The organism is Paraburkholderia acidiphila (assembly GCF_009789655.1).
GTDB classification, from domain to species: Bacteria; Pseudomonadota; Gammaproteobacteria; order Burkholderiales; family Burkholderiaceae; genus Paraburkholderia; species Paraburkholderia acidiphila.
Window position 1 is genome coordinate 473,342 of the sequence record NZ_CP046909.1, and the last position, 16,113, is coordinate 489,454.

The following is a 16,113-nucleotide window of genomic DNA, read 5'->3' on the forward strand; positions in this document are numbered from 1 at the left end:
GAGAACAGGAATGGAAGTCATCAACCATACCGTCATCAACCTGATCATCTTCGTGCTGGCCGTGTACGTGGGCTATCACGTGGTCTGGAACGTCACGCCCGCGCTGCATACGCCGCTCATGGCCGTGACCAATGCGATCTCGGCGATCGTGATCGTGGGCGCGATGCTCGCCACGGGCCTCACCGTGGGCGGTCCGGGCAAGTTCTTCGGCACCTTTGCCGTGCTGCTCGCGGCCGTGAATGTGTTCGGCGGGTTCCTCGTCACGAGGCGAATGCTGGAGATGTTCCGCAAGAAAGAGCCGAAAAAGCTCTCCTCTCCTGCCAGCAAGGAGGGCGCGTAAATGAGCATGAACGTCGTTACGCTGCTTTACCTGGTGGCGTCGGTGTGCTTCATCCAGGCGCTCAAGGGGCTGTCGAATCCGAAGAGCGCGCGCGCCGGCAACATGTTCGGCATGGTCGGCATGGCCATCGCCATTCTCACCACGCTTGCGCTGATCGCGAAGGAATCCGCACAGTTCGGCTCGAATCTCGGGCTCGGTCTCGCGCTGCTATTCGCGGCACTTGTGGTGGGCGGCGGTCTGGGCGCCTACGTCGCCGCGCGCGTCGAGATGACGAAGATGCCCGAACTCGTCGCGGCCATGCACTCGCTGATCGGTCTCGCGGCGGTGTGCATCGCGTATGCGGTCGTCTCTGAACCAGCCGCGTTCGGACTGGTCGCAGAAGACGCGCCATATCCGGGCTTCCTGCCGTATGGCAACCGCATCGAGCTGTTCATCGGCACGTTCGTCGGCGCGATCACCTTCAGCGGCTCGGTCATCGCGTTCGGCAAGCTCTCGGGCAAGTACAAGTTCCGCCTGTTCCAGGGCGCGCCGGTGGTCTATCCGGGCCAGCATCTGATCAACCTGATGCTCGCGATCGGCATGATCGGCTTCGGTATCCTGTTCTTCCTCACGCAGTCGTGGCTGCCGTTCATCATCATGACGCTGATCGCGTTCGCGCTGGGCGTGCTCATCATCATCCCGATCGGCGGCGCGGACATGCCGGTGGTCGTCTCGATGCTGAACTCGTACTCGGGGTGGGCGGCGGCGGGCATCGGCTTCTCGCTGAACAACGCCATGCTGATCATCGCGGGGTCGCTGGTGGGCTCTTCAGGCGCGATCCTGTCGTACATCATGTGCCACGCGATGAACCGCTCGTTCTTCAACGTGCTGCTGGGCGGCTTCGGCGGCGAAGCGGGCGCGGCGGCGGCGGGTGGGGCGCAGGAGCAGCGTCCGGTGAAGTCGGGTTCCGCCGACGATGCGGCGTTCATGCTCGGCAATGCGGAAAGCGTCGTGATCGTGCCGGGCTATGGCCTCGCGGTGGCGCGCGCGCAGCATGCGTTAAAGGAACTCACCGACAAGCTCGTCGAAAAGGGCGTGGACGTGCGCTACGCGATCCACCCGGTGGCGGGCCGTATGCCGGGCCACATGAACGTGCTGCTCGCGGAAGCCGAAGTGCCGTATGACCTTGTGTTCGAGATGGAGGACATCAACAACGAGTTTGGCCAGACCGATGTCGTGCTCGTGCTCGGCGCGAACGACGTGGTGAATCCGGCGGCGAAGAACGATCCGAAGTCGCCGATCGCGGGCATGCCGATCATCGAGGCGTACAAGGCACGTACGATCATCGTGAACAAGCGTTCGATGGCGGCGGGCTACGCGGGCCTCGACAACGAGCTGTTCTACATGGACAAGACGATGATGGTGTTCGGCGACGCGAAGAAGGTGATCGAGGAAATGGTGAAAGCGGTGGAGTAAGCGCCGCTTGATTCAAACCCACGCGAAAGGCGCGCAGCGATGCGCGCCTTTTTCGTGGGCGGCCGCAGTATGGCGACCGCTCACAGCGAAGGCGCATTCACGCGGCGCAAGTAGTCGGCGAGCCGCCGGCCGCTTACATCGGGAAACTGCTCGAGTACTTCCACGTTTTCCATGCGCGCGATGTTGAAGTTGCGAAAGTCCTCGCGCATTTCGCACCAGGCGCCCACGGTCCACTGTGCGCCCCAGTACACGAGCCCCAGCGGCCAGATGCGCCGCTCGGTATGCGCGCCGATGCGGTCGCAGTACGCGAAGCGCACGACGAGCCGCGTGTCGACGGCGCGATGCAGCGCGTCGAGCTTGTCCGAGAACGCGTGATCCATGTGATAGGCCGGCGCGAACACGGCGAGGCGCTCCAGCACCGCGCGCTTTTCCGCCGGCATGGCGGCGGCGATCTTCGCGAGCGCGCCGCGTGCGCCGCTCGCGAGCGCGGCGCCGCCCCACGATTCGGCCATGCGCGCGCCCACCGCGAGCGCGGTGAGTTCGTCGGCGGTGAAGGTGAGCGGCGGCAGGCTCGCCGTGCGCGCGAGCCGGTAGCCGATGCCCGCCTCGCCTTCGATGGGCACGCCCGAGAGTTGCAGGTCGCGCACGTCGCGATAGACCGTGCGCGGCGAGACTTCGAGCCAGTCGGCCAGTTGCTGGGCGGTAGTGAGACGCCGGCCACGCAGCAGTTCGGCGATGCGAAAAAGGCGGTCGGCGCGGCGGGTCATGGCTGGGCGGTCGCGAAGGCGGGCGCGGTGATCGGCGCGATGGTCTGGATAACCCCAGATGATAGCGCCGGGCGCTTGCGCGGCGCCCGGCTGCGACTAACCGAGCTTCGGTGCATGCAGGCCGACGCGGTTGCCCTCGGTGTCGATGAAGAAGCCGATATAGCCGTAGTTGTTTGGCAGTTCGACAGCGGGCCCCTGCTGCTTGCCGCCGGCTCTTTCCACGCGGTCGAGCACAGCCGTGACCGAAGGCTGGGCGTTCAGATACACGAGCACGCCCTTCGGGTCAGGCTTCGCGTCGTGCGGATTGAACACGATGCATCCGCCGGTTTCGGTATCGGTGTGAGCGAACAGCGCCATCGGCACGCCGCCGACCACGTCGCGTTGCAGCGCGGTGTCGAGGGCGGTTTCATAAAAACGGGCCGCGCGCTCCAGGTCGAACGCGGGAATTTCGAACCACGAGATCACACGGGACAGATCGGTAGACACGATGCACTCCTCGAAGGCAACGGCGGACGGTGAATGGCGGCAGCCGGGCGGTGGCAGCCTCGCCGGATGGCGTAGAAGCAGTGTGCCAGGGGGCTGCTGACAGCGTGTTGTCAGTAGGTTTGGCACGCCGTGACGCACGAGCGCAGGCGGCCGTTTCGAATCTTTTCGAGAGAGACATCGGTGCGTCTCTGCTCTAATCGAAGGGTTCGAAATCCCCGTACTCGCATGTCTCCCACCGTCTCGATCATCACGCCCACGGGCAACCGCGAAGCTTTTCTGCCGGCTATCTGGCGCTGCATCCAGCGGCAGCGCGTGGCGTGGGAATGGCTCATCCTCGACGACAGCCCGCAGCCCAGCGCCTTCCTGAGTGCGCTCTCGAAGACCGATGCACGCGTGCGCTACTACTGGTCGAAAACGCGCATGTCGATTGGAGGCAAACGCAACTTCCTCGTGAACGAGGCGCGCGGCGCGCTGATTGCCCACTTCGACGACGACGACCACTACGCCTCGCACTATCTCGCGGGCATGGTGCGCATGCTGGAGGAGAACCGCGCAGACCTCATGAAGCTCGCGACCTTCTGGATGTTCGCACCGCACACGCGCTTCTTCGGCTACATGGACCTGAACGCGCGCGTGGGGCTGCACTATGTGCTCACTGGCAATAGCGTCGCGACGGTCGAGTTCCACGACAAGATGAAGATCGGCGCGGACTTCATCCTTTTCTACGGGTTTTCGTACGTGTATCGCAAGGCGCTTTTCGAGGAGGCGCGCTTCGACGACATCGACCTGAGCGAAGATGAGAGCTTTATCCGCCGCATTGTGGAAGCGGGCCGCAAGGTGTTGGCTGCGGACGACACGCAGGCGAGCTGCCTGCACCTGATCCATCCGGCCTCGACCTCGCGCTGCTTTTCGCGCTATTCGATGCCGGCGTTCACGTTGCAGAAGATGTTTCCGGAGTACGAAGGGTATCCGTTGGCGCTGAACGCGCCAGGCGCGCCTGCGATGGAGCAAGGCTGAAGCACGTGCGGCGCGGCAGGGGCTGAAAACGTCACCCGCCGCCGCGCCGTTTGCCAACGTCAGCTGGCGTCGTCGTTGCCGGTGGCGGGGTTTGCGCCGCCGCTGGCGGGACGCTGGCGCACGCTGCCCGCGATCAGGTCGAAGCGGAACAGGCGGCATTCGAGCGCGCCATTGAAGAGCGGCGTCTTGGCGGCTTCGCGCAGGCGCAACAGGCCCGGCAGCTTGCGGTCCGAGGTGAGGACGAAGGCGCGCCAGCCCGTGAAGCGCTGCTTGAGCGCGTCGCCGAGCGCCTGGAAGAATTCGGCGTCGGGCGCCTCGTCCTTGGCGCGGCGAAAGCCTTCGTCATCGTCGCCGCGCAGCTCGCGCGCCGTCGGGCGCGCCTCGCCGCGCGCATTGCGGCCCCGCACTTCGATACGCTCGCCGTACGGCGGATTCGCCACGAGAATGCCGGGCGCACCCGAGGGCGGCGTCATGTTGCGCGCGTCGAGCTGCTTGAGCGTCACGCTGCCGAAGCCAGCACGCTTGAAGTTAGCGCGCGCCTTTTCCAGCATGACATCCGAGATGTCGCTGCCGTAGATCAGCAGATCGCTGGTCTTGCTTTGCGCGAGATTGCGTGCGGTGTTCGCCTCGCTCTTGAGGTGCCGCCACGCGGCCAAGTCGGCCTGCTTGAGCGACTCGAAGCCGAAGCGGCGGTCGAGCCCGGGCGCGATGTCGAGCGCGACTTGCGCCGCTTCCGCGAGGAAGGTGCCGCTGCCGCACATCGGGTCGTAGAGCGGCGTGCCGGGCGTCCAGCCCGTGAGCCGCAGGATGCCCGCGGCGAGGTTCTCGCGCAGCGGGGCCGCGCCTTTGTCCAGACGCCAGCCGCGCTTGAAGAGCGGCTCGCCCGACGTGTCGAGATAGAGCGTGCACTCGTTCGCCGTGAGGAACGCGAAGACGCGCACATCGGGGTAGGCGGTGTCGACGCTCGGACGCGCACCGGCCTTCTCGCGCATGCGGTCGCAGATCGCGTCCTTCACGCGCAGCGTGGCGAATTCGAGGCTGCGCAGCGGCGACTTGATCGCGGTGATGTCGATGCGGATCGTCTCGTTCGCCGAGAACCACTTCTCCCACTGCTGCTCGCGCGCGAGCGCGTAGATGTCCTGTTCGCTGCGGTACGGGCGCTGGGCGATCTTCAGCAGCACGCGGCTCGCGATGCGCGAATGCAGGTTGGCGGCGATGCCGCCGGCCCAGTTGCCGCGGAAGTGCACGCCGCCGGGCACCTCGGCGCCGACCTGGAGTGCGCCGGGCGGCAGGCGCCGTTGCGCGGTTTCGGCCAGTTCGGCGGCGAGCGCGGCTTCGAGGCCGCGCGGGCAGGGAGCAAAGAAATCGAAAGACATGAAGGAGGATGGGACGCTGCGGGGAAGGCGCTATTGTACGCGGGTTGCGGGGGCGGCCCGACCTGCATGCTGCTTGCGCTGCGGGAGACCGCTAAATGCACGCATTTGGCCGCCATTTGCCGCGCGTCCTGCCCTTGCGCCGCACGCGCCGGGTGCGGGCTTTTTATTGGCTCCGGATCGTCTTCGGGGCGGACGGATCAGGTTCGCCGCAGGTCCGCGTCAGCGGCAAACCGCCAACTCAGCCCCCGTCCGCCGCCATCTGCGGACACGCGACGCCCGGCGCCGGCTTCGCGCGCGCGCCAGCCTTCGCGCCATTCGCCGGCGCGGCCGCGAGCGCGCGCACGCCGCTCGCGATCGACTGCGAGAGCGCCTCGACCGCTTGCCGGTGGCCGATTACGAGCGCGTCGTAGCCGTCGCCCACCTTCTCGTTGAGCACGCTTCGGCAGGTCAGGACCGTTTGCGAATCGAGCGCGCGCACACTCCACACGGCGTCGATGAGCGCATGCGAGCCCGGCCACGATTCGAAGCGCTGCACGTTCACGCTTACGCGGTACACGGGCACGCCCTCGGGATGTGGCGAGCCGTACACGTCGATGGTGCCGAGCTGCTGCGTGAGGTCGCCGGAGAGCGCACGGCGGATCTCGTCGCCGGGCATCGAAGCCCAGCGTTCCTGTTCGAGTACGCGCACCTGGTTAGCGTCGGTTTGCACGACCAGCTGTGCCTTGGCGACCTGCGGCGGAACGTCCACGGGCGCCAGCTCGATCAGCCACTGCGCGTTGCCTGCGCTCGGCGCGGCGGTGGCGCGGGCGGTGTCGTCGGTCGGGCTGAGCGTGTAGAACCGGCTGGCGGGCGAACTGCAACCCGCCAGCGCGGCTGCCACGAGCAGCGCGCCGAGCGTGGCAAGGGAGGGGACGCGTCGGAACGTCATGGCTTGTCTCCGGATTTGCCGCGCAGCAGCGATTCGGGATGGCGCTCCAGGTAATCGGAGAGCGCGTTGAGCGATTGCAGCGTACGCGTGAGTTCCTGCATCGCCTGGTGCACGTCGGACTGCAGCGGCGAATCCTGCTGCAGCGTGGACTGCGCGGCGTTGAAGGTCTTCTGCGCTTCGTCGAGCGTGCCTTGCAGTTGCGGCAGGATCTGGTCGTTCACTTTGCCGAACAACTGGTTGGCGTTCTTGAGCGACTCGTTCAGGTTGTTGCCGATCTTGTCGAACGGAATCTGGTCGAGCTTCTTCGCGATGTCCGCCACCTGCAATTGCAGCTCTTCGAGCGAGTTCGGCACCGTGGGCAGCTCGAGCGGGTCGCGGTTGAAATCGACCGTCGCCGGGCCCGCCTTCGGGAAGATGTCGAGCGCGATGTACAACTGCCCGGTGATCAGGTTGCCGGTGCGCAACTGGCCGCGCAGGCCGCGCGCGACGAGCCGCTTGATCAGCTCCTCGCTTTGCGGCGTGTGCGGTGCGGGCGCTTCGCCCCGGATGCGGCGCGACAGGCGCAGCGGATACAGATCCATCGTTACCGGCATCGTGAAGTTGTGTTGTTTCGGGTCGTACTCGATGCCGATGTCGGTCACCTGGCCGAGCACGATGCCGCGGAAATCGACCGTCGCGCCAACCGAAAGGCCGCGCAATGACTGGTTGAAGTACATGACCACGCGTTGCGGCGCGCCGTCCGGCTCGCGCATCGCTTCGGTCTCGTCGGAGGCGAGCGCGAACGTGGCGTTGTCGGGCGCCTGCGGGCCCATGGACTGGCCGGCCGGCGCCTGGAACGCGAGGCCGCCCACCACGATCGTGGCAAGCGACTGCGTGTTGACCTTGATGCCGCTCGAATCGAGTTGCACGTTCACGCCGCTCGCGTGCCACCAGCGCGTGTTGGTGCCCACGTACTGGTCGAAGGGCGCGCTCACGAACACCTGCACCGTCACGCCGGTGCCGTCCTTGTCGAGCGAATAGCCGGTGACCTGACCGACCTGAATGCGCCGGAAGAAGATCGGCGTGCCGATGTCGAGCGAACCGAGCGTCGAACTGTGCAGGGTGTAGCGATGTCCCTTTTCGTCAATGGTCACCGCAGGCGGCGCTTCCAGACCGACGAAATCGCTTTGCGAATCCTGCGAGCGGCCGGCGTCCGCGCCAATATACGAGCCCGAGAGCAGCGTGGTGAGGCCCGATACGCCGCTTGCGCCCACGCGCGGGCGCACGACCCAGAAGCGGCTGTCCTTCACGGCGAATCGTTCGGCGTCCTTGGTGAGCTCGACCGTGACGATCACATGCGAAAGGTTGGGCGAGAGCTTGATCGTGCGTACCGAGCCGATGTCGACATCCTTGTACTTGACCTTGGTCTTGCCGGGCTCGAGCCCTTCGGCGCTCACGAAGCTGATCGTGATGGTCGGCCCGCGCGTGGCGACCGACTTCACGACGAGCGCCACGCCGATCAGCGCCGCGACGATCGGCACGATCCAGACGAGCGAGGGCAGCCAGCGCCGCGGCTTGACGATCTCCGGCTCCGGCAGATTGGGCGGGGTCGGTCCTTTCGGACTATTCATGGGGTTGATCCTGAGAGTGTTGCGCAGGTTTGTGTTTGTCTTCGTCCACCGGATCCCAGATCAGGCGCGGATCGAACTGCATCGAGGCGATCATCGTCAGGATCACGACCGAGCCGAACGCGATCGCGCCGGGGCCCGCCGTGATGACCGCAAGCGACTGGAAGCGTACCAGCGCGACGGTTAGCGTGACAACGAACACGTCGAGCATCGACCAGCGCCCGATGAATTCGACGAGCCGGTAGAGCTTCGTGCGTTCGACGGGGCGCCATGTCGAGCCGCGCTGCGAGGTGAAGGCGAGCAGCGCGAGCACCGAAAGCTTGAGCATGGGTACGAGAATGCTGGCGATGAAAACGATCACGGCAAGCGGCCAGTCGCCCGAGGTCCAGAAGTAGACCACGCCGCTCATGATGGTGTCGTCCTCGTCGCCGACGAGCGAGGCCGTATGCATCACAGGCAGCAGGTTCGCGGGGATGTAGAGGAGCGCCGCGGCAATGAGGAGCGCCCACGTGCGCATGATGCTGTCCGGGTTGCGCTCGTGCATGGGCGAGTCACAGCGTGCGCAGCGAACGTGCTGGCTCGCGCGCTCGTGTGGCTGCACGTGCCCGCAGGCGTGGCAGGAGATGTAGCCGGCGTCGGTGGCGGTCTGGTATTTCATCGAGGCCCCTTGGGGAGCGGGCCGCCGCGCGGCGCCGCCGGGTCTTGCGCGCTGGCGCCGGGCTCGCGGATCTCGGGTTCGGCGAGCGGGTGGGGCGTGGCCGGCGAGGGCGGGCGCGGCGTTTGCGGGTGGTTTGGACCACCATGACCGCCGGAATCATCCACCTGCCCGTTCGGACCCGCACCGCCCTCGCGCGCCGTGCGTGCGGCGTCGCGCAGGCTGTCGGCGATGTCCCAGAGCGTGCGCGCATCGAAGGTGACGACCACGGTGAACATCAGCGTGAGCGTGCCGAAGGCGAAAAGCGCGGTTTCGGGAATGACGCGCGCGAGGCTCACCATTTTCACGATGGTGATGAGCACGCCCAGCATGAACACCTCGAGCATGCCCCAGGGCCGCACGAACTGGATGGCGCGCAGCACGAAGTTGAAGCCCGGCGGAATGAAGCCGCGCCGTATCGGCAGCAGGACGTAGAGCAGCGCTACCATCTCCGTGAGCGGAAAGAGGGTGGTTGCGCAGAACACGATTACCGCGATGATCTCCATGTCCTCGTGCCAGAGCACCACGAGGGCGCCGAAGAGGCTCGACTCCGTAGTGATACCGTTCGCATCGAGTTCGATGATCGGGAACGACTGGGCGATGATGAAGGTGACGAGCGCCGCGACCGTGATGGCGCAGATGCGGTCGATCTGGGACGCGGCGCTGCTGTAGAGCGTGGCGCCGCAGCGCGAGCAGCGCGCTGTCTGACGGCCGAGCAGCCGCGGTTTGCGGTAGAGCGCGTCGCAATCGTGACACGCGATCAGTTTGTCCTGGGCCATGCGGGCAGGTGACGCAAAACGACGTGAACGAAAGGACGCGCGACGGGGACGCGCATGCCGGAAGGTGCTGACAGCGCCTCGCGCCATGTTACCAAACGCGCGCGGTGGCGTGCCGCAACGAGCCGCGGGCCCCTGCCGGCACTAACAGCCGGGCGGCGCTTAACGTGTGCGACGAACGGGCTGCGAGTGTGCCACGTTTGCGCTGTGCGCGCGTGCGAGGACGCCAGCGAACGGTTCCTTATCTCCAGATGTTTGCTGTCACTCAAATGGATTATCTTTCGGACATGGAAGCGGGATGGCTTTGGAAAATGGCCGAAGCCAGTTCACGAAGCGAACGACTACACAATCAAAGCGAGACGATCATGGAAGCAATGTCGAGGTGGATGCGTTCTTACCGGTGGCGCCCGGCGGTCGGGGCCGCGGCCGCCGTGGCGCTGCTCGCGGGCGGGGCCGCCCACGCGCAACTCGACGCGGCGAAGAGCACGATCGTCGCCGTCTCGCGCCAGATGAACGTGCCGGTGCAGGGCAGCTTCACGAAGTTCGACGCACAGATCGACTTCGATCCGGGCAAGCCGGCGGGCGGCACCGCGAAGATCACCGTCGACACGGCGAGCTATGATCTCGGCGATCAGACCTACAACGATTCGGTGCGCGGGCCCGAATGGTTCGATGCGAAGTCGTTCCCGCAGGCAACCTTCGTCTCGACTGCCATCGCGCCGACCGGAACGAACCAGTACAGCGTGAGCGGCAAACTCACGATCAAGGGGCACACGCAGACCGTGGCCGTGCCCGTCGTGCTCACGCAGCAGGGCGGGACGCAGACTTTCGACGGCACGTTGCCTATCCATCGGCTGGCGTTCGAAATCGGTACGGGGGAGTGGAAGGACACCTCGATCGTCGCCGACGAAGTGCTGATCAAATTTCATATCGTCGTCGCACACAAGTAGAACGACGGCTTCAAGGAGATGCCTTTGAACAAGCTTGCACTGATGGCCGCCAGGGCCGCCGCGCTATCGCTCGCAGCCCTTGCGACACAAGCCGCGCACGCCGCCGACACGTACCAGCTCGATCCGAACCACACGTTTCCGAGCTTCGAGGCGGACCACTTCGGTGGTCTTTCCACGTGGCGCGGCAAGTTCACGAAGACCACGGGCACGGTCACGCTGGACCGCGCGGCGAAAACGGGCACCGTCGACGTGACGATCGATCCGGCATCGATCCAGACGGGCAATCCGCAGCTCGACCAGCATCTGGTGGGGGATGACTTTTTCGATGTCGCAAAGTACCCCACTGCCACTTATAAGGGCACCCGCATCGTCTTCAGCGGCGATACGCCCAAGGAAGTGATCGGCGAGTTGACGCTGCACGGCGTGACGCGGCCGCTCAAGCTCGAGATCGAGTCGTTCAAGTGCATGCAGCACCCCGTGCTCAAGCGCGAGGTGTGTGGCGTGGAGGCCGAGGCCGCATTCAACCGCGACGACTTCGGCATGGACTCGGGCAAGAAGTACGGCTTCAGCATGAAGACCACGCTGCACATCCAGGCCGAAGGCATCAAGCAATAGGCAGGAGCAACGGCGCGCTGAAGGCCGTTGCGTAGGCACGAAAAAAAGCCGGTTCGCGAGAACCGGCTTTTTTGCTGGTGCGCCGCTTAAACCTGCGCGCCCGCGTTCGGATCGTTCGGATCGTACTTTTCCTTCTTGTCCTTCACGAGGTCTTCGCGCTTCACGCCGAGCCACATCGCGAGCGCCGCCGCGACGAACACCGACGAGTAGATGCCGAAGAGAATACCCACCGTCAGCGCTAGCGCGAAGTAGTGCAGCGTCGGGCCGCCGAAGAAGAACATCGAGAGCACCATCATTTCCGTACAGCCGTGGGTGATGATGGTTCGCGACATCGTGCTCGTGATCGCGTGGTTGATGACTTCGGTGACGCTCATCTTGCGCTCGCGCCGGAACGTTTCGCGAATCCGGTCGAAGATAACGACCGATTCGTTCACCGAGTAGCCGAGCACCGCGAGCACCGCCGCGAGCACCGAGAGCGAGAACTCCCACTGGAAGAACGCGAAGAAGCCCAGAATGATCACGACGTCGTGCAAGTTCGCGATCACGCCGGCCACGGCGTACTTCCACTCGAAGCGGAACGACAGGTAGATGATGATGCCCGCCACCACGCAGGCGAGCGCGAGCAGGCCGTCGGTGGCGAGTTCCTTGCCGACCTGCGGGCCGACGAACTCCACGCGCTGCAACTGAACCTGCGGGTCCGCCGCCTTGAGCGTGGCCATCACCTGGTCGCTCTGCTGGGCCGAGGAGAGGCCCGTCTTGAGCGGCAGGCGGATCAGCACGTCGCGCGAGGTGCCGAAGTTCTGCACCTGGGCGTCGCCGTAGCCGATCTTCGTGAGCGAGTCGCGCAGCGGCTCGAGCTGCACCGCCTGCGGGTACTGCACTTCGATGACCGTGCCGCCCGTGAACTCGATCGACAGATGCAGGCCACGGTGGAAGAGGAAGAACACCGCCGCAATGAAGGTAATCAGCGAGATCGCGTTGAAGATCAACGCGTGCTTCATGAACGGGATGTCTTTGCGGATGCGGAAAAATTCCATGTTCTTGACTCCGTATCAGCGGGACGAGCCGGTGTTGTTGCCCGAACCGCCGGTGCCGCCCTGGGCATCGCGGCGGCGCACGACCGGCTTGGCGCGCGCGGCGCCCTTCACACCGGCCTTGGCCGGTTCGCGCTTCGCGGCGGTGGCAGCGACCGCGCGGCCCGTGTCCGTGCCGGCGTCGGCGCCTGCGAGCGCGGGCGTGCCTTCATCGGGTTCCGGACGCCACACCTGACCCACCGCGAGCGACTTGAGCTTCTTCTTGCCGCCGTACCAGAGGTTCACGAGACCGCGCGAAAAGAACACGGCCGAGAACATCGACGTGAGAATGCCGATGCAGTGCACGATCGCGAAGCCGCGCACCGGGCCCGAACCGAACGCGAGCAGCGCGAGACCGGCGATGAGCGTGGTCACGTTCGAGTCGAGAATCGTCGCCCAGGCGTGCGCGTAGCCGTTCTGGATGGCCAGCTGCGGCGGCGCGCCGTGACGCAGTTCTTCGCGCACGCGCTCGTTGATGAGCACGTTCGCGTCGATGGCCATACCGAGGGCCAGCGCGATAGCCGCGATACCCGGCAGCGTGAGCGTGGCCTGCAGCATCGAGAGCACCGCCACGAGCAGCAGCAGGTTCACCGAAAGGCCGATCATGGAGATCGCGCCGAACAGCATGTAGTACGCGATCATGAACACGGCGATGGCGGCGAAGCCGTAGATCACCGAATCGAAACCCTTGCGAATGTTGTCCGCGCCGAGGCTCGGGCCAACCGTGCGTTCCTCGATGATGTCCATCGGCGCGGCCAGGGAGCCTGCGCGCAGCAGCAGCGCGAGGTCGGCGGCGGCCTGCGGCGTGGGCTGGCCCGTGATCTGGAAGCGGTCGCCCAGTTCCGACTGGATGGTCGCCACCGTCAGCACTTCGCCCTTGCCCTTTTCGAACAGCACCATCGCCATCGGCTTGCCGATGTTGTCGCGCGAGACGGCGCGCACCGCGCGGCCGCCCGCCGAATCGAGGCGGATGTTGACCGACGGGCGCTGATGCTCGTCGAAGCCAGCCGAAGCGTCGATGATGCGGTCGCCGGTGAAGATCACCTGCTTGCGCAGCAGCACCGGCGCGGCGTTGCCTTGCGTGAAGAGCTCGTCGCCCGGCGGCACCGGCGCATTCACGTCCGGATGCAGGCCCATCGGGTCGGCGAGGCGCGCTTCGAGCGTCGCCGTGCGGCCGATGATGTCCTTCGCCTTCGCGGTGTCCTGCACGCCCGGCAACTCGACCACGATACGGTCGTCGCCTTGCTGCTGGATCACGGGCTCGGCCACGCCAAGCTCGTTCACGCGGTTATGCAGCGTCTGGATGTTCTGCTTGAGCGCGGCCTGCTGAACCGCCGTTTTCACGGCCGGCGTGAACGTGCCGACGAGCTGCACGCCGCCTTCGGGGTTGTTCTGCGTGGCCCAAACGAGTTCGGTGATGCCGCCCGAGCCCGCGAGGACCTTGCCCGCCTGCTCGGCGACATCTGCGTCGGCGAAGTTGACGACCACCGACTGGTTCACGCGGTTCACGCCGCCGTCGCGGATGTTCTTGTCGCGCAGGAGCGTACGCACGTCAGAAGCGTCGGAGTCGAGCTTCTTGTTGAGCGCGCCGTTCATGTCGACCTGGAGCAGGAAGTGCACGCCGCCGCGCAGGTCGAGGCCGAGATACATCGGCAGCGCGTGCAGCGAGCTGAGCCAGCGCGGCGAGGCGCTCTGCAGGTTCAGCGCGACGATGTACTGCGGGTCGCTCGGGTCGGCGTTCAGCGCGTGGGTGAGCGCGTCTTTCAGGCGCAGCTGCGTGTCCGTGTCGGCCACACGCACGCGAATATTCGCGTTCATCGACGAGTTGTCGAACGTGAGGTCGGTCGCCTTGATATTGTTCGCGGCGAGCGCGGCTTCGACCTGGGCGAGCGTGCCCGAGTCGAGCTTGACCGTGGCCTTGCCGCTCGACACCTGGACCGCGGGCGCTTCGCCGAAGAAATTGGGCAATGTGTACACGAAGCCGATGACGAGCGCCACCAGCATCACGACATATTTCCAGAGGGGATAACGGTTCATTGGTTGACCCAACGGGGGAGGGGAATGGCCTTAAGCGCCGCGTGCGCGTCCGGCGTTGCCTTCGGGGCGTTCCTGCATTGACGTTTTCTGGTCAGTGGCTGCGAGGGCGGGCCGGGCGCGCGAGGCCGTTCTTTCGGAGGCAACGGCCTCGATGAATCCGTGAAGCGTTACAGCGACTTGATCGTGCCCTTCGGCAGGATGGTCGAGACCGACGACTTCTGCACGGTGATTTCCGTGCCATCGGCGATTTCGACGCCCACGTAGGCTTCGCTGACCTTGGTCACCTTGCCGACGATGCCGCCGCTCGTGATCACTTCGTCGCCCTTGGCCATGGCCGAGAGCATGTTGCGATGTTCCTTCTGACGCTTCATCTGCGGACGGATCATGATGAAGTACAGCACAGCGAACATCAGAATGAGCGGCAGGAAGCTCATGAGGCTCGATTCGGCACCACCTGCTGCACTGCCTTGCGCGAAGGCATTGGAAATGAACGACACGTTGGTCTCTCCGTTTTTTACGATCAAAAAGCGAGCCGGTTATTCTACCACCGGCATTCATCGCGACGATGACGCAAAATAGGCTTTGCGATCAAGTGCTTATCTCGAATCACGCCCCGGCGCGGCAAGTGCGCATGGGAAAACCGGGGCGGCTCGAGCGGACCGGATGGCCTATCCGCGCCAATGTTGCGAAAGGTTATTGTAATGTCGGGCGGCTGGCGTCAGTCCACGCCGCGTGCGCGCTGCTCGGCGAAGCGCTGGCGGAACGCCGCGAACGTCTTCGTCTCGATGGCCGCGCGCATCTCGCTCATCAGCTCCAGGTAGTAGTGCAGATTGTGGATCGTGTTGAGCTGCGCGCCGAGGATCTCGCCCACGCGGTGCAGATGGTGCAGGTAGCCGCGCGTGAAGTTGCGGCAGGTGTAGCAGCCGCATTGTTCGTCGAGCGGGCGCAGCGAGTTGCGGTGCACGGCGTTGCGGATCTTGATGTCGCCAAAGCGCGTGAAGATCCAGCCGTTGCGCGCGTTGCGCGTGGGCATCACGCAGTCGAACATGTCGACGCCCGAGGCCACGCCCGCCACCAGGTCTTCCGGCGTGCCCACGCCCATCAGGTAGTGCGGCTTGTCGGCCGGCAGCTTCGGCGCGATGTGTTCGAGCACGCGCATCATGTCTTCCTTCGGTTCGCCCACCGAAAGACCGCCGATTGCGTAGCCGTGGAACGGCATCTGCGAGAGGCCGGCGAGCGATTCGTCGCGCAGGTCCTCGAACATGCCGCCCTGCACGATGCCAAAGAGCGCATTCGGATTGCCGAGGCGATTGAACTCGTCGATCGAACGCTGCGCCCAGCGCATCGACATGCGCATGGAGTCAGCGGCTTCCTTGTGCGTGGTCGGCACGCCGTTGGTCGCGTAGGGCGTGCATTCGTCGAACTGCATGACGATGTCCGAGTTCAGCACCTTCTGGATCTGCATCGACACTTCGGGCGAGAGGAACAGCTTGTCGCCGTTCACGGGCGAGGCGAAACGCACGCCGTCTTCCGAGATCTTGCGCAGATCGCCGAGCGAGAACACCTGGAAACCGCCCGAATCCGTGAGGATGGGCCGGTTCCAGCCCATGAAGCGGTGCAGGCCGCCATGCGCCTCGATCGTTTCGAGACCCGGGCGCAGCCACAGGTGGAAGGTGTTGCCGAGGATGATCTGCGCCTTCATTTCCTCGAGCTCGCGCGGCTGCGTGGCCTTCACGGTGCCGTAGGTGCCCACGGGCATGAAGATCGGCGTTTCGACCACGCCGTGGTTCAGCGTGACACGGCCGCGGCGCGCGAGGCCGTCGGTGCCGAGCAACTCGAATTTCAGGCCGTTTTGCGGGCGTTCGCCCAGGTATGCGCCATGTTCGGCGCGTGCGTTGTTTTGATGACCGTCGGTCATGCGTGGACTCCTGTGCAACCGGAAAACAGTCCGGCGCAGATGGTGAAACGCCGCCGCGCGTAGCTTGTCTGTCG

15 protein-coding genes and 1 pseudogene are annotated in these 16,113 nt (G+C 65.3%); 5 read left to right on the forward strand and 11 right to left on the reverse strand.

Annotated features, from left to right (window positions below):
* The first annotated feature begins 10 nt into the window (after positions 1–10).
* Together FAZ97_RS02200 and FAZ97_RS02205 are read left to right on the forward strand one after the other, a co-directional pair.
* Positions 11–340, forward strand: coding sequence for an NAD(P) transhydrogenase subunit alpha (locus FAZ97_RS02200; protein ID WP_158756979.1), 330 nt, complete (start codon positions 11–13; stop codon positions 338–340).
* The gene (locus tag FAZ97_RS02205; protein ID WP_158756980.1) at positions 341–1,795 is read left to right on the forward strand and encodes an NAD(P)(+) transhydrogenase (Re/Si-specific) subunit beta; all 1,455 of its coding nucleotides are present in this window, start codon (positions 341–343) and stop codon (positions 1,793–1,795) included.
* A gap of 80 nt (positions 1,796–1,875) precedes the next feature.
* Here the strand turns inward: FAZ97_RS02205 and FAZ97_RS02210 are convergent.
* Positions 1,876–2,568, reverse strand: a pseudogene (locus tag FAZ97_RS02210) (helix-turn-helix transcriptional regulator); the annotation flags it as partial.
* A 90-nt stretch (positions 2,569–2,658) separates the two neighbouring features.
* On the reverse strand, positions 2,659–3,051 hold the full coding sequence (locus FAZ97_RS02215; protein ID WP_407671800.1) for a VOC family protein: 393 nt from the start codon (positions 3,049–3,051) through the stop codon (positions 2,659–2,661).
* Positions 3,052–3,273: 222 nt separating this feature from the next.
* On the opposite strand from FAZ97_RS02215, the gene FAZ97_RS02220 reads away from it, so the two are divergent.
* The gene (locus tag FAZ97_RS02220) at positions 3,274–4,065 is read left to right on the forward strand and encodes a glycosyltransferase family 2 protein (protein WP_158756983.1); all 792 of its coding nucleotides are present in this window, start codon (positions 3,274–3,276) and stop codon (positions 4,063–4,065) included.
* A 59-nt stretch (positions 4,066–4,124) separates the two neighbouring features.
* Here FAZ97_RS02220 and FAZ97_RS02225 read toward each other — a convergent pair whose 3' ends face one another.
* From FAZ97_RS02225 to FAZ97_RS02245, 5 genes are all read right to left on the reverse strand, one after another.
* The gene (locus FAZ97_RS02225) at positions 4,125–5,441 is read right to left on the reverse strand and encodes a THUMP domain-containing class I SAM-dependent RNA methyltransferase (RefSeq protein ID WP_158756984.1); all 1,317 of its coding nucleotides are present in this window, start codon (positions 5,439–5,441) and stop codon (positions 4,125–4,127) included.
* Between the two features lie 238 nt (positions 5,442–5,679).
* A complete protein-coding gene (locus FAZ97_RS02230) occupies positions 5,680–6,369 on the reverse strand; it encodes a PqiC family protein (protein ID WP_158756985.1) in 690 nt (229 codons plus the stop codon).
* Complete coding sequence (locus tag FAZ97_RS02235; protein ID WP_158756986.1) at positions 6,366–7,979, reverse strand: PqiB family protein; 1,614 nt, start codon at positions 7,977–7,979, stop codon at positions 6,366–6,368. The genes FAZ97_RS02230 and FAZ97_RS02235 overlap by 4 nt, the downstream gene beginning before the upstream one ends.
* Complete coding sequence (locus tag FAZ97_RS02240; protein WP_158756987.1) at positions 7,972–8,634, reverse strand: paraquat-inducible protein A; 663 nt, start codon at positions 8,632–8,634, stop codon at positions 7,972–7,974. Before FAZ97_RS02240 ends, FAZ97_RS02235 begins: the two co-directional genes overlap by 8 nt.
* Entirely contained in the window at positions 8,631–9,449 is an 819-nt protein-coding gene (locus tag FAZ97_RS02245; protein WP_158756988.1) for a paraquat-inducible protein A, read from the reverse strand. Before FAZ97_RS02245 ends, FAZ97_RS02240 begins: the two co-directional genes overlap by 4 nt.
* A 383-nt stretch (positions 9,450–9,832) precedes the next feature.
* On the opposite strand from FAZ97_RS02245, the gene FAZ97_RS02250 reads away from it, so the two are divergent.
* Complete coding sequence (locus tag FAZ97_RS02250) at positions 9,833–10,396, forward strand: YceI family protein (RefSeq protein ID WP_158759022.1); 564 nt, start codon at positions 9,833–9,835, stop codon at positions 10,394–10,396.
* Between the two features lie 18 nt (positions 10,397–10,414).
* Positions 10,415–11,011 (forward strand): YceI family protein, encoded by a 597-nt coding sequence (locus tag FAZ97_RS02255; protein WP_158756989.1) that lies wholly within the window; start codon positions 10,415–10,417, stop codon positions 11,009–11,011.
* Positions 11,012–11,097: 86 nt separating this feature from the next.
* Here FAZ97_RS02255 and secF read toward each other — a convergent pair whose 3' ends face one another.
* The 4 genes from secF to tgt all read right to left on the reverse strand — a co-directional run bounded on the left by secF (position 11,098) and on the right by tgt (position 16,039).
* On the reverse strand, positions 11,098–12,048 hold the full coding sequence (gene secF / locus FAZ97_RS02260) for a protein translocase subunit SecF (protein ID WP_158756990.1): 951 nt from the start codon (positions 12,046–12,048) through the stop codon (positions 11,098–11,100).
* Positions 12,049–12,063: 15 nt separating this feature from the next.
* Positions 12,064–14,121 carry a protein translocase subunit SecD gene (secD, locus tag FAZ97_RS02265; protein ID WP_158756991.1) on the reverse strand — a complete coding sequence of 686 codons (2,058 nt, stop codon included), beginning with the start codon at positions 14,119–14,121 and terminating at the stop codon, positions 12,064–12,066.
* A gap of 167 nt (positions 14,122–14,288) precedes the next feature.
* A complete protein-coding gene (gene yajC / locus FAZ97_RS02270; protein ID WP_028201984.1) occupies positions 14,289–14,618 on the reverse strand; it encodes a preprotein translocase subunit YajC in 330 nt (109 codons plus the stop codon).
* 221 nt (positions 14,619–14,839) lie between these two features.
* A complete protein-coding gene (tgt, locus tag FAZ97_RS02275; RefSeq protein WP_158756992.1) occupies positions 14,840–16,039 on the reverse strand; it encodes a tRNA guanosine(34) transglycosylase Tgt in 1,200 nt (399 codons plus the stop codon).
* Positions 16,040–16,113 lie beyond the last annotated feature (74 nt).